This window comes from Burkholderia sp. 572, assembly GCF_040545135.1.
In the GTDB taxonomy this organism is placed as follows: domain Bacteria; phylum Pseudomonadota; class Gammaproteobacteria; order Burkholderiales; family Burkholderiaceae; genus Burkholderia; species Burkholderia cepacia.
The window spans coordinates 15,609-29,281 of sequence record NZ_JBEPLH010000010.1 but is presented as its reverse complement, the minus strand read 5'-3'; the positions used below and the strand labels follow the sequence as shown (position 1 = coordinate 29,281).

The 13,673-nt window shown below is 63.3% G+C and carries 12 protein-coding genes; all 12 read left to right on the top strand.

Translation table 11 applies throughout. The features are described 5' to 3' along the window. Positions 1-4 precede the first annotated feature (4 nt). The 12 genes from ABIC51_RS19795 (at position 5) to ABIC51_RS19740 (ending at position 13,660) form a co-directional block, all read left to right on the top strand. Positions 5-1,258, top strand: coding sequence for an NADH-quinone oxidoreductase subunit D (locus tag ABIC51_RS19795; RefSeq protein WP_006478265.1), 1,254 nt, complete (start codon positions 5-7; stop codon positions 1,256-1,258). Between the two features lie 185 nt (positions 1,259-1,443). Next, a complete protein-coding gene (nuoE, locus tag ABIC51_RS19790; protein WP_006756903.1) occupies positions 1,444-1,929 on the top strand; it encodes an NADH-quinone oxidoreductase subunit NuoE in 486 nt (161 codons plus the stop codon). Further along, positions 1,926-3,236 carry an NADH-quinone oxidoreductase subunit NuoF gene (nuoF, locus tag ABIC51_RS19785; RefSeq protein WP_006478267.1) on the top strand — a complete coding sequence of 437 codons (1,311 nt, stop codon included), beginning with the start codon at positions 1,926-1,928 and terminating at the stop codon, positions 3,234-3,236. The genes nuoE and nuoF overlap by 4 nt, the downstream gene beginning before the upstream one ends. An 82-nt stretch (positions 3,237-3,318) precedes the next feature. Then, positions 3,319-5,649: an NADH-quinone oxidoreductase subunit NuoG gene (gene nuoG / locus ABIC51_RS19780; protein ID WP_175898295.1), complete on the top strand. Its 2,331-nt coding sequence runs from the start codon at positions 3,319-3,321 to the stop codon at positions 5,647-5,649. Further along, a complete protein-coding gene (gene nuoH, locus ABIC51_RS19775) occupies positions 5,650-6,717 on the top strand; it encodes an NADH-quinone oxidoreductase subunit NuoH (RefSeq protein WP_027786869.1) in 1,068 nt (355 codons plus the stop codon). Positions 6,718-6,727: 10 nt separating this feature from the next. Then, positions 6,728-7,216, top strand: a complete 489-nt coding sequence (gene nuoI, locus ABIC51_RS19770) for an NADH-quinone oxidoreductase subunit NuoI (protein ID WP_009691265.1) — start codon at positions 6,728-6,730, stop codon at positions 7,214-7,216. Between the two features lie 103 nt (positions 7,217-7,319). Then, entirely contained in the window at positions 7,320-7,970 is a 651-nt protein-coding gene (locus tag ABIC51_RS19765; protein WP_021162815.1) for an NADH-quinone oxidoreductase subunit J, read from the top strand. A gap of 18 nt (positions 7,971-7,988) precedes the next feature. Continuing rightward, positions 7,989-8,294, top strand: a complete 306-nt coding sequence (nuoK, locus tag ABIC51_RS19760) for an NADH-quinone oxidoreductase subunit NuoK (RefSeq protein ID WP_006478272.1) — start codon at positions 7,989-7,991, stop codon at positions 8,292-8,294. Between the two features lie 17 nt (positions 8,295-8,311). Further along, positions 8,312-10,366: an NADH-quinone oxidoreductase subunit L gene (nuoL, locus tag ABIC51_RS19755; RefSeq protein ID WP_021162816.1), complete on the top strand. Its 2,055-nt coding sequence runs from the start codon at positions 8,312-8,314 to the stop codon at positions 10,364-10,366. Positions 10,367-10,382: 16 nt separating this feature from the next. Beyond that, positions 10,383-11,873, top strand: coding sequence for an NADH-quinone oxidoreductase subunit M (locus tag ABIC51_RS19750; RefSeq protein WP_175898297.1), 1,491 nt, complete (start codon positions 10,383-10,385; stop codon positions 11,871-11,873). A 36-nt stretch (positions 11,874-11,909) separates the two neighbouring features. Beyond that, positions 11,910-13,364, top strand: coding sequence for an NADH-quinone oxidoreductase subunit NuoN (gene nuoN, locus ABIC51_RS19745; RefSeq protein WP_027786870.1), 1,455 nt, complete (start codon positions 11,910-11,912; stop codon positions 13,362-13,364). Beyond that, complete coding sequence (locus ABIC51_RS19740; protein ID WP_021162819.1) at positions 13,364-13,660, top strand: DUF2818 family protein; 297 nt, start codon at positions 13,364-13,366, stop codon at positions 13,658-13,660. The genes nuoN and ABIC51_RS19740 overlap by 1 nt, the downstream gene beginning before the upstream one ends. The last annotated feature ends 13 nt before the right edge of the window (positions 13,661-13,673 follow it).

Here is a 13,673-nt window from a genome sequence, read left to right as displayed (position 1 = left end):
CGTCATGGCAGAAATCAAGAACTACACGCTCAACTTCGGCCCGCAGCACCCGGCAGCGCACGGCGTGCTGCGCCTCGTGCTCGAGCTCGACGGCGAAGTCATTCAGCGTGCCGATCCGCACATCGGCCTGCTGCACCGCGCGACGGAAAAGCTCGCGGAATCCAAAACTTTCATCCAGTCCGTGCCGTACATGGACCGTCTCGACTATGTGTCGATGATGGTCAATGAGCACGGCTACGTGCTCGCGATCGAAAAGCTGCTCGGCATCGAAGTGCCTGAGCGCGCCCAGTACATCCGCGTGCTGTTCGACGAGATCACGCGCGTGCTGAACCACCTGATGTGGATCGGCGCGCACGCACTCGACGTCGGCGCGATGGCGGTGTTCCTGTACGCATTCCGCGAACGCGAAGACCTGATGGACGTGTACGAAGCGGTGTCCGGTGCCCGGATGCACGCGGCGTACTACCGTCCGGGCGGCGTCTACCGCGACCTGCCTGACGCAATGCCGCAATACAAGGCGTCGAAGATTCGCAACGAGAAGGCGCTCGCGAAGATGAACGAAGCGCGCAGCGGCTCGGTGCTCGACTTCATCGACGACTTCTTCACGCGCTTCCCGAAGTGCGTCGACGAATACGAAACGCTGCTCACCGACAACCGGATCTGGAAGCAGCGTCTGGTCGGGATTGGCGTGGTCAGCCCGGAACGTGCGCTGCAGATGGGCCTGACGGGCCCGATGCTGCGCGGCTCGGGCATCGCCTGGGACCTGCGCAAGAAGCAGCCGTACGAAGTGTACGATCGCATGGATTTCGACGTGCCGGTCGGCGTGAATGGCGATTGCTACGACCGCTACCTGGTTCGCGTCGAAGAAATGCGCCAGTCGATCCGTATCGCGAAACAGTGTATTGAGTGGCTCCGCAAGAATCCGGGCCCGGTGATGACCGACAATCACAAGGTTGCACCGCCGTCGCGCGTCGGCATGAAGACCAACATGGAAGACTTGATTCACCACTTCAAGCTCTTCACCGAAGGTTTCCATGTGCCGGAAGGCGAAGCGTACGCGGCGGTCGAGCATCCGAAGGGTGAGTTCGGCATCTACCTCGTGTCGGACGGCGCCAACAAGCCGTATCGCCTCAAGATTCGCGCACCGGGTTTCGCGCACCTGGCGTCGCTCGACGAAATGGCGCGCGGTCACATGATCGCCGACGCCGTCACGATCATCGGTACGCAGGACATCGTGTTCGGCGAAATCGATCGCTAATGGTTGCGCCGCCCGTTTGTCGCGGGCGGCGAGCGGTAAGTCACACGCGAAGTCACATGCTGCATGCGCTGAACCGGCGCGGCTTCGCAAGCTGTCAACAGAGTGAGCGCCAGGTCTGCCGTCCATGCACCCCAGTGTGCGGCAGGTTGTTCGTTCGGTAGGAATTGAAAGAGTCGTGTCTGAAAATGATCTCAGCTGAAGGCCTGAAGGAAATCGATCGAGCGTTGACGAAGTATCCCGCCGATCAGAAACAGTCCGCCGTGATGTCGGCGTTGGCCGTTGCTCAGGAAGAGCACGGCTGGCTGTCGCCCGAACTGATGCAGTTCGTTGCGGACTATCTCGGCATGCCGGCCGTTGCCGTGCAGGAAGTCGCGACGTTCTACACGATGTACGAGCTCAACCCGGTCGGCAAGCACAAGATCACGCTCTGTACGAACCTGCCGTGCCAGCTTGGCCCGCACGGCGGCGCGGAAGCGACTGCCGACTACCTGAAACAGAAGCTGGGCATAGGCTTCGGCGAAACCACGCCTGACGGCAAGTTCACGCTGAAGGAAGGCGAATGCATGGGCTCGTGCGGCGATGCGCCGGTGCTGCTGGTGAACAATCACAGAATGTGCAGCTTCATGAGCCGCGAGAAGATCGACCAGCTGCTTGAGGAGCTCTCGAAATGACGTCCCTCCACGACCGTCACATCAAACCGCTGATCCTCGCTGGTCTGAACGGCGAGAACTGGCATCTCGAAGATTACGTCGCGCGCGGCGGCTACAAGCAGCTGCGCCGCATTCTCGAAGAAAAGATTCCGCCCGAGCAGGTGATCGCCGACGTCAAGGCGTCGGGCCTGCGCGGCCGCGGCGGTGCGGGTTTTCCGACCGGCCTGAAGTGGAGCTTCATGCCGCGCCAGTTCCCGGGGCAGAAGTACCTCGTCTGCAACTCGGACGAAGGCGAGCCGGGTACGTTCAAGGATCGCGACATCCTGCGCTGGAACCCGCACGCGCTGATCGAAGGCATGGCCATCGGCGCGTACGCGATGGGCATTACCGTCGGCTACAACTACATCCACGGCGAAATCTTCGAAGTGTATCGACGCTTCGAGGCCGCGCTCGATGAAGCGCGTGCAGCGGGTTTCCTCGGCGACAACATCATGGGCTCGGAATTCTCGTTCCAGCTGCACGCGCACCACGGTTACGGCGCGTACATCTGCGGCGAGGAAACGGCGCTGCTCGAATCGCTCGAAGGCAAGAAGGGCCAGCCGCGCTTCAAGCCGCCGTTCCCGGCGAGCTTCGGCGTGTACGGCAAGCCGACCACGATCAACAACACCGAGACGTTCGCCGCGGTGCCGTTCCTGCTGTCCATCGGGCCGCAGAATTACCTCGAGATCGGCAAGCCGAACAACGGCGGCACGAAGATTTTCTCGGTGTCGGGCGACGTCGAGCGTCCGGGCAACTACGAAGTGCCGCTCGGCACGCCGTTCGCGACGCTGATGGAGCTCGCCGGCGGGATGCGCGGCGGCAAGAAGATCAAGGCCGTGATTCCGGGCGGGTCGTCGGCACCGGTGATCCCGGGCGACATCATGATGCAGACGGATCTCGACTACGATTCGATCGCGAAGGCGGGCTCGATGCTCGGTTCCGGCGCGGTGATCGTGATGGACGAGACGCGCTGCATGGTGCGCTCGCTGCTGCGCCTGTCGTACTTCTACTACGAGGAATCGTGCGGCCAGTGCACGCCGTGCCGTGAAGGCACCGGCTGGCTGTATCGCGTCGTGAACCGTATCGAGCACGGCGAAGGGCGCCAGGAAGATCTGGACCTGCTGAACTCGGTGGCCGAGAACATCATGGGCCGCACGATCTGTGCACTCGGCGATGCGGCGGCGATGCCGGTACGCGGGATGCTCAAGCACTACTGGGACGAATTCGCGTACCACGTCGAGCACAAGCACTGCATGGTCGGCGGCCACGCGCACGCGGCGGCGGCCTGAAGCGAACCCGGTTGCGGAATTTGAGCGCACGGTCGGGCGAAGGCGCGAACGGGCGGAAATAGGTTAAGGACCATTCACCATCATGGTTGAACTTGAAATAGACGGCAAGAAGGTCGAGGTGCCCGAAGGCAGCATGGTGATCCAGGCTGCGCACAAGGCGGATACGTACATTCCTCACTTCTGCTATCACAAGAAACTGTCGGTTGCGGCCAACTGCCGGATGTGTCTCGTCGAAGTCGAGAAGATGCCGAAGGCCGTGCCTGCCTGCGCGACTCCCGTGTCGGCCGGCATGATCGTCCATACGCAATCCGACAAGGCCGTGAAGGCGCAGCAGTCGGTGATGGAATTCCTCCTCATCAACCACCCGCTCGACTGCCCGATCTGCGATCAGGGCGGCGAATGCCAGCTGCAGGATCTGGCGGTCGGCTACGGCAAGTCGTCGTCGCGTTACTCGGAAGAAAAGCGCGTGGTGTTCCACAAGAACGTGGGCCCGCTGATCTCGATGGAAGAGATGTCGCGCTGCATCCACTGCACGCGCTGCGTCCGCTTCGGCCAGGAAATCGCCGGCGTGATGGAGTTCGGCATGCTGGGCCGCGGCGAGCACTCGGAAATCACGACGTTCGTCGGCAAGACGGTCGATTCCGAAATGTCGGGCAACATGATCGACCTGTGCCCGGTCGGCGCGCTGACCAGCAAGCCGTTCCGCTACAGCGCCCGTACGTGGGAACTGTCGCGCCGCAAGTCGGTGAGCCCGCACGATTCCGTCGGCGCGAACCTTGTCGTGCAGGTGAAGAACAACCGCGTGATGCGCGTGCTGCCGTTCGAGAACGAAGCGATCAACGAATGCTGGATCTCGGACAAGGACCGCTTCTCGTATGAAGGCCTCAACAGCGAAGAGCGCCTGACGAAGCCGATGCTGAAGCAGGGCGGCCAGTGGATCGAAACCGACTGGCAGACCGCCCTCGAATACGTCGCGAAGGGCCTGAAGGGCATCGCCGCGGATCACGGCGCGAACGCGCTGGCGATGCTCGCGAGCGCGCACAGCACCGCCGAAGAGCTGTTCCTCGTGAAGCAGCTCGCCAACGAACTGAAGACGCCGAACGTCGATTTCCGTCTGCGTCAGCAGGATTTCTCGGCGCCGGTCCAGGGCGCACCGTGGCTCGGCATGCCGATCGCCGACCTGTCGAACGTGGATGCCGCGTTCGTTGTCGGTTCGTTCCTGCGCCGCGACCACCCGCTGTTTGCCGCCCGCCTGCGTCAGGCCGCGAAGAACGGCGCGAAGCTGCACTTCCTGCACGCGACCAGTGACGATGCACTGATCCCGACCGCACAGCGCATCGTTGCCGCGCCGTCGGCATGGCTCGACCAGCTGGCCGGCATCGCTGCCGCGGTCGCGCAACTGCGCGGCGTCGCGCTGCCCGACGCGCTGGCTGGCGTCACCGCATCGCCGGCCGCGCAGGCTGTCGCCCAGTCGCTCGCGAACGGCGAACGCCGTGCGGTGCTGCTCGGCAACGTCGCGGTCCGCCATCCGGAATTCGCGAAGCTGCACGCCGTCGCCAAGTGGATCGCCGACAACACCGGCGCCACGTTCGGCTTCCTGACGGAAGCGGCGAACACGGTCGGCGCGCACGTCGTCGGCGCACTGCCGGGCGAAGGCGGCTTGAACGCACGTGAAGCGTTCGCGCAGCCGCGCAAGGGCTACGTGCTGCTGAACGTCGAGCCGGAATTCGACACCGCTGATCCGGCACAGGCGCTGGCCGCGCTGAACCAGGCGGAAATGGTCGTCGTGATGTCGCCGTTCAAGCACGGCCTCGACTACGCCGACGTGCTGCTGCCGGTCGCGCCGTTCACGGAAACGGCCGGCACGTACGTGAATGCGGAAGGCACCGTGCAGAGCTTCAACGGCGTCGTGCGCCCGCTCGGCGACACGCGTCCGGGCTGGAAGGTGCTGCGCGTGCTCGGCAGCCTGCTCGGCCTGCCGAACTTCGAATACGAGACCGCGGAAGAAGTGCGTCTCGCTGCGCTCGGCGACGCCGGCGTCGCGGGCCGCCTGTCGAACCAGACGTCGGTCGCGCCGGTGCGCGCCGCCGCGAATGTCGCGAACGGCGGCTTCGAGCGTCTGGCCGATGTGCCGATCTATCACGCCGACGCGCTCGTGCGCCGCGCAGGTGCGCTGCACCTGACGGCCGCCGCGAAGGCGGCGAATGCCGCAGCCCTGCCGGCCGCGCTGTTCGACAAGCTGGGCTTGAAGGAAGGCGACGCGGTGCGCGTGCGCCAGGGCGAGCGTGCGGTGCAGTTGCCGGCCGTGCGCGACGCGAATCTTGCGGAGACGGTCGTTCGCGTGTCGGCGGCAACGCCTGCCGGCGCAGCGCTCGGCAGCCTGTCCGGTGAACTGGTGGTGGAGAAGGCGTAAATGAGCTTGTTCGATACGATCAACGCGGGCGGGTCCCAGCTTCTCGGCTTCGCATGGCCGACGGTGTGGGCCGTCGTGCGCATCCTCGTCGTCTCCGTCGTCATCCTGCTGTGCGTCGCGTACCTGATTCTGTGGGAACGCAAGCTGATCGGCTGGATGCACGTGCGTCTCGGCCCGAACCGCGTCGGCCCCGGCGGCCTGCTGCAGCCGATCGCCGACGTGCTGAAGCTGCTGCTGAAGGAAGTCATTCAGCCGAGCGCCGCCAGCCGCTGGCTGTACCTGATCGCGCCGGTGATGACCGTCGTGCCGGCGTTCGCCGTGTGGGCCGTGATCCCGTTCCAGGCCGAAGCGGTCCTCGCGAACGTGAACGCGGGCCTGCTGTACGCGATGGCGATCTCGTCGATCGGCGTGTATGCGGTGATTCTCGCGGGCTGGGCGTCGAACTCGAAGTACGCGTTCCTCGGCGCGATGCGCGCCGCGGCACAGATGGTGTCGTACGAAATCTCGATGGGCTTCGCGCTGGTGCTGGTGCTGATGACGGCCGGCAGCCTGAACCTGTCGGAAATCGTGGGTTCGCAACAGCACGGTTTCTTCGCCGGCCACGGCGTGAACTTCCTGTCGTGGAACTGGCTGCCGCTGCTGCCGGCGTTCGTCGTCTACTTCATTTCGGGCATCGCCGAAACGAACCGCCACCCGTTCGACGTGGTGGAAGGGGAGTCGGAAATCGTTGCCGGTCACATGATCGATTACTCGGGCATGGCGTTCGCGCTGTTCTTCCTCGCCGAGTACATCAACATGATCGTGATCTCGGCGCTGGCTGCGACGCTGTTCCTCGGTGGCTGGGACGCACCGTTCGAATTCCTGTCGTTCATCCCGGGCATCTTCTGGCTGGTGCTGAAGGTCTTCGCACTGCTGTCGGTGTTCATCTGGGTCCGCGCGACGTTCCCGCGCTACCGTTACGACCAGATCATGCGTCTGGGCTGGAAGGTGTTCCTGCCCGTCACGGTGATCTGGGTGGTCGTGGTCGGCTGCTGGATGATGTCGCCGCTGAACATCTGGGTGAAGTAAGGACGAAATCATGACGGCTATCCAACACTTCTTTAAGACTTTCTTCCTGACCGAGCTGCTGAAGGGGCTCGCGCTGACCGGTCGTTACACGTTCAAGCGCAAGTTCACCGTGCAGTTCCCGGAAGAGAAGACCCCGATTTCGCCGCGGTTCCGCGGGCTGCATGCGCTGCGCCGCTATGAAAACGGCGAAGAGCGCTGCATCGCGTGCAAGCTCTGCGAGGCCGTGTGCCCCGCGATGGCGATCACGATCGAATCGGAAACGCGCGCGGACAACACGCGCCGCACGACGCGCTACGACATCGACCTGACGAAGTGCATCTTCTGCGGTTTCTGCGAAGAGAGCTGCCCGGTCGATTCGATCGTCGAGACGCAGATTCTCGAGTACCACGGCGAAAAGCGCGGCGATCTGTATTTCACGAAGGAAATGCTGCTCGCGGTGGGCGATCGCTACGAGAAGGACATCGCCGCGGCGAAGGCTGCCGACGCGCCGTATCGTTGATTGTGTTTGCAGTGCCGGCCCGAAGCCTGGGCCGAGCCGCCGCGACGGGTGCGGGCGTCCCGCAAGCCGCGCCTGACTATGGCCTAACGATGAACCGGTAATCATGGAATTCACGACCGTACTGTTCTACATCTTCGCGCTGCTCCTGGTGGTATCAGGGCTGAAGGTGATCACTTCGCGCAACCCGGTGGCGTCTGCGCTTTTCCTTGTGCTGGCGTTCTTCAACGCCGCCGCGATCTGGATGCTGCTGGAAGCGGAGTTCCTCGCGATCCTGCTGGTGCTGGTCTACGTGGGCGCCGTGATGGTGCTGTTCCTGTTCGTCGTGATGATGCTGGACATCAACATCGACTACCTGCGCCGCGACTTCAAGCGATTCGTCCCGATGGCGACCGTGGTCGGCGCGATCATCGTGATCGAAACCGCGCTGATCCTGTGGCGCGGTTACGGCGACACGCAGACGGTGCACGCGATGGCGACGGGCGAAATGGCCAACTGGTCGAACACGCGACTGATCGGCAAGGTGATCTACACCGACTACATCTTCGCGTTTGAAATCGCCGGCCTCGTGCTGCTGGTCGCGATCATCGCCGCGATCGGGCTGACCGAGCGCAAGGGCAAGGACAGCAAGCGCCAGCGCGTGTCGGATCAGGTCAAGGTGCGCCGCAACGACCGTGTGCGCCTCGTGAAGATGGAAGCGGACAAGCCGCAGCCGGAAACGGCGCAGAGCGAAGCCGGTTCGGGCACCAACGGCTAAGCGGAGGAAAGGAAAACCATGCTGACTCTTGCTCATTACCTCGTGCTCGGCGCGATCCTCTTTGCGATCGCGATCGTCGGGATCTTCCTGAACCGCCGCAACGTCATCATCATCCTGATGTCGATCGAACTGATGCTGCTGGCGGTGAATACCAACTTCGTCGCGTTCTCGCACTACCTCGGCGATGTGCACGGCCAGATCTTCGTGTTCTTCGTGCTGACGGTCGCCGCAGCGGAAGCCGCGATCGGCCTCGCGATTCTGGTGACCCTGTTCCGTAAGCTCGACACGATCAATGTCGAGGATCTCGATCAGCTCAAAGGTTAATTTCAGGCAACGCTGTTATGTCAACGACACTCAATGAAAACCTGCTGCTGGCGATTCCGCTCGCTCCGCTGGCCGGCTCGCTGATTGCGGGGCTGTTCGGGAACGCAGTCGGGCGCAAGGGCGCACACCGGATCACGATCCTCGGCGTAATGATCGCGTTCCTCCTGTCGGCGAAAGTCTTCTTCGACGTGATGGGCGGCGCAAGCTTCAACGCGACCGTCTACGAATGGATGAACGTCGGCTCGCTGAAGCTCGAAGTCGGCTTCCTCGTCGATTCGCTGACCGCGATGATGATGGTCGTCGTGACCTTCGTCTCGCTGATGGTGCACGTGTACACGATCGGCTACATGGCGGAAGAAGACGGCTACCAGCGCTTCTTCTCGTACATCTCGCTGTTCACGTTCTCGATGCTGATGCTCGTGATGAGCAACAACTTCCTGCAGCTGTTCTTCGGCTGGGAAGCGGTGGGTCTGGTGTCGTACCTGCTGATCGGCTTCTACTTCACGCGTGAGAGCGCGATCTACGCGAACATGAAGGCGTTCCTCGTGAACCGCGTGGGCGACTTCGGCTTCCTGCTCGGCATCGGCCTGCTGCTCGCATTCGCCGGCTCGATGAACTACGGCGAAGTGTTCGCGAAGCGCGCGGAACTCGCGAGCCTGCACTTCCCGGGCACCGACTGGGGCCTGCTGACCGTGGCCTGTATCTGCCTGTTCATCGGCGCGATGGGTAAGTCGGCACAGTTCCCGCTGCACGTGTGGCTGCCGGACTCGATGGAAGGCCCGACCCCGATCTCGGCGCTGATTCACGCGGCGACGATGGTGACGGCCGGCATCTTCATGGTGTCGCGCATGTCGCCGCTGTTCGAGCTGTCGGATACCGCGCTGTCGTTCGTCACGGTGATCGGCGCGATCACGGCGCTGTTCATGGGCTTCCTCGGGATCATCCAGAACGACATCAAGCGGGTGGTCGCCTATTCGACGCTGTCGCAGCTCGGCTACATGACGGTCGCGCTGGGCGTGTCCGCGTACCCGGTCGCGCTGTTCCACCTGATGACGCACGCGTTCTTCAAGGCGCTGCTGTTCCTCGGCGCCGGCTCGGTCATCATGGGCATGCACCACGACCAGGACATCCGCAACATGGGCGGCCTGCGCAAGTACATGCCGATCACGTGGATCACGTCGCTCATCGGTTCGCTCGCGCTGATCGGTACGCCGTTCTTCTCGGGCTTCTACTCGAAGGACTCGATCATCGACGCGGTGAAGCTTTCGCACCTGCCGGGTTCGGGCTTCGCGTACTTTGCGGTCGTCGCGAGCGTGTTCGTCACGGCGCTGTACTCGTTCCGCATGTATTTCCTGGTGTTCCACGGTGAAGAGCGCTTCCGCAAGCCGAAGCATCCGGAATCGCCGATGGGCATGGCGGCCGCGCACGGCCACGACGACCACGGTCATGGCCATGGTCATGACGACCACGCGCACGAGCCGCACGAGACCCCGTGGGTCGTGTGGGTGCCGCTGGTCCTGCTGGCGATCCCGTCGGTGATCATCGGTGCGATCGCGGTCGGCCCGATGCTGTTCGGCGACTTCTTCCAGCACGGCGTTGCATTCGACAAGGTGATCTTCATCGGCGAAAACCACCCGGCGCTGGCCGAGATGGCCGAGGAGTTCCACGGCTGGGTGGGCATGGGCCTGCACTCGGTGTCGGGTCTGCCGGTCTGGCTCGCGCTCGCCGGTGTCGTTGTCGCCTGGTTCCTGTACCTGAAGCGTCCGGATCTGCCGGCGTCGATCCGCCGCGCGTTCGGCCCGATCTACACGCTGCTGGACAACAAGTACTACATGGACAAGATCAACGAAGTGGTGTTCGCCCGTGGTTCGGTGGCGATCGGCCGCGGCCTGTGGAAGGAAGGTGACGTCGTCGTGATCGACGGCCTCGTCAACGGCAGCGCCCGGTTCATCGGCTGGTTCGCCAGCGTGATCCGCTTCCTCCAATCCGGTTACATCTATCACTACGCGTTCGCCATGATCATCGGCATGCTGGGGCTCCTGACCCTGTTTGTAACGCTCGGCGGCAAATAAGGCGGGGGACAACTTAATGCACGCTTTTCCGATTCTCAGTACCGCGATCTGGCTGCCGATCGTTTTCGGCCTCCTCGTGCTTGCGGTGGGTAATGACAAAAATCCGGGGACGGCCCGCTGGATCGCGCTGATCGGTTCGCTGCTCGGCCTCGCGGTCACGATCCCGCTGATCACGGGCTTCGATTCGAGCACGGCTGCGCTGCAGTTCGTCGAGAAGTCGACCTGGATCGAGCGCTTTGACATCGCGTATCACCTCGGCGTCGACGGCATCTCGATGTGGTTCGTCGTGCTGACCGCGCTGATCACGGTGATCGTCGTGATCGCCGCATGGGAAGTCATCACCGAGAACGTCGCGCAGTACCTCGCGGCGTTCCTGATCCTGTCCGGGATCATGATCGGCGTCTTCTCGGCGGCCGACGGCCTGCTGTTCTACGTGTTCTTCGAAGCGACCCTGATCCCGATGTACATCATCATCGGCGTGTGGGGCGGCCCGAACCGCGTGTATGCGGCATTCAAGTTCTTCCTGTACACGCTGGCCGGCTCGCTGCTGATGCTGGTCGCGCTGATCTACCTGTACACGGAAACGCATTCGTTCGACCTCGCGACGTGGCAGAACGCCAAGATCGCGATGACGCCGCAGATCCTGCTGTTCGTCGCGTTCTTCCTCGCGTTCGCGGTGAAGGTGCCGATGTGGCCGGTGCACACGTGGCTGCCGGACGCGCACGTGGAAGCGCCGACGGGCGGCTCGGTCGTGCTGGCCGCGATCATGCTGAAGCTCGGCGCGTACGGTTTCCTGCGCTTCTCGCTGCCGATCACGCCTGACGCGAGCCACTTCCTGGCCCCCGTCGTGATCACGCTGTCGCTGATCGCGGTGATCTACATCGGCCTCGTCGCGATGGTGCAGGCCGACATGAAGAAGCTGGTCGCGTATTCGTCGATCGCGCACATGGGCTTCGTCACGCTCGGCTTCTTCATCTTCAACCAGCTCGGCGTCGAAGGCGCGATCATCCAGATGATCTCGCACGGCTTCGTGTCGGGCGCGATGTTCCTCTGCATCGGCGTGCTGTACGACCGCGTGCACTCGCGCCAGATCGCCGATTACGGTGGCGTCGTCAACGTGATGCCGAAGTTCGCGGCCTTCGCGATGCTGTTCTCGATGGCCAACTGCGGCCTGCCGGGCACGTCGGGTTTCGTCGGCGAGTTCATGGTGATTCTCGCGGCCGTCCAGTACAACTTCTGGATCGCATTCGGCGCGGCGTTCACGCTGATCCTCGGCGCTGCTTACACGCTGTGGATGTACAAGCGCGTGTACTTCGGCGCGGTGGCGAACGACCACGTTGCCAAGCTGAAGGACATCGGCCGTCGCGAATTCCTGATGCTGGCCGTGCTCGCCGCGTTCACGCTGCTGATGGGCCTGTATCCGAAGCCTTTCACCGACGTGATGCACGTTTCCGTGGAAAACCTCCTCTCCCATGTCGCGCAGTCCAAGCTGCCGCTGGCGCAGTAATCGCGAGCGGAGGAAATCAAGATCATGAACGCTCCTATGAATGTCCTGTTGCCTGACGCGCTGGTGATGGCCGCCATCGTCGTCGCATGGCTGAACGACACCTTTACCGGTGCTTCCGGCCGCCGCCTGACTTACCTGATCGCGGTTGTTTCGTCGGTCGTCGCCGGCGTGTGGTTCGCGGTGCAGGCACTCGACCCGCAGCAGTACTACTTCTTTTCGAAGATGGTCGTCGTCGACTCGTTCGCGAGCACGATGAAGGCCGTCGTGTCGTTCGGTTTCGCGGTCTCGCTCGTCTATTCGCGCAAGTACCTCGAGGATCGCGACATGTTCCGCGGCGACGTGTTCCTGCTCGGCATGTTCTCGCTGCTCGGCCAACTGGTCATGGTGTCGGGCAACAACTTCCTGACGCTGTACCTCGGTCTCGAACTGATGTCGCTGTCGCTGTACGCAGTCATCGCACTGCGCCGCGACGCCGCGCAGTCGAGCGAAGCCGCGATGAAGTACTACGTGCTGGGCGCGCTCGCATCGGGCTTCGTGCTGTACGGCATCTCGATGCTGTACGGCGCGACCGGCTCGCTCGAGCTGGGCGAGGTGTACAAGGCGGTCGGCGGCAACACCGACGCAGCCGTGCTGATGTTCGGCGTGGTCTTCATCGTCGCCGGTATCGCGTTCAAGCTCGGCGCCGTGCCGTTCCACATGTGGGTGCCGGACGTCTACCAGGGCGCACCGACCGCGATGACGCTGTTCGTCGGCGGCGGCCCGAAGGTTGCCGCGTTCGCGTGGGGCCTGCGCTTCCTGGTGATGGGCCTGCTGCCGCTCGCGCAGAACTGGCAGACCGCGCTCGTGATCCTCGCCGCGCTGTCGCTGATCGTCGGCAACATCACCGGTATCGTCCAGCGCAACATCAAGCGGATGCTCGCGTACTCGGCGATCTCGAACATGGGCTTCGTGCTGCTCGGCCTGCTCGCAGGCATCGTGAAGGGCGACGCGTCGGCGCCGGCGAATGCATACAGCTCGGCGATGTTCTACGCGATCGTCTACCTGATCACGACACTCGGCTCGTTCGGCGTGGTGATGCTGCTCGCACGCCGCGATTTCGAAGCCGACACGATCGACGACTTCAAGGGCCTCAACAAGCGCAGCCCGGTGTTCGCGTTCGTGATGATGGTCATGATGTTCTCGCTGGCAGGCATCCCGCCGACCGTCGGCTTCTACGCGAAGCTCGCCGTGCTCGAGGCGACCGTCAACGCGGGCCTCACGTGGCTGGCCGTGCTGGCCGTGATCACGTCGCTGTTCGGCGCGTTCTACTACCTGCGCATCGTGAAGCTGATGTACTTCGATGCACCGCAGGATGCAACGCCGATCACGGGTGATTTCTGCAAGCGCACGATCCTCGTGCTGAACGGCCTGGCGGTCGTCGTGCTCGGCCTGATCCCGAGCCCGCTGCTGACGGCCTGCCTGCAGGCAATTCGCCACACGCTGCCGCTGTAATGTCGGCAGCCGGCTGGTTTATCGTGCTGTTGGCGTTCGTCTGCGCCAACCTGCCGTTCCTGAACCAACGCCTCTTCGCCGTCGTGCCGTTCGGCGCGACGAAGAAGGGCGGGTGGGTGCGGATCGGCGAGCTGATCGTGCTGTACTTCATCGTTGGCGCGCTCGGCTTCTGGCTCGAGTCGCGCGCCGGCAACCGCTTCGAACAGGGCTGGCAGTTCTACGCGATCACGTTCAGTCTTTTCGTCGTGTTCGCGTTTCCCGGCTTCACGTTCCAGTATCTCGTCAAACGACGCTGACGGCTTCGGCCGT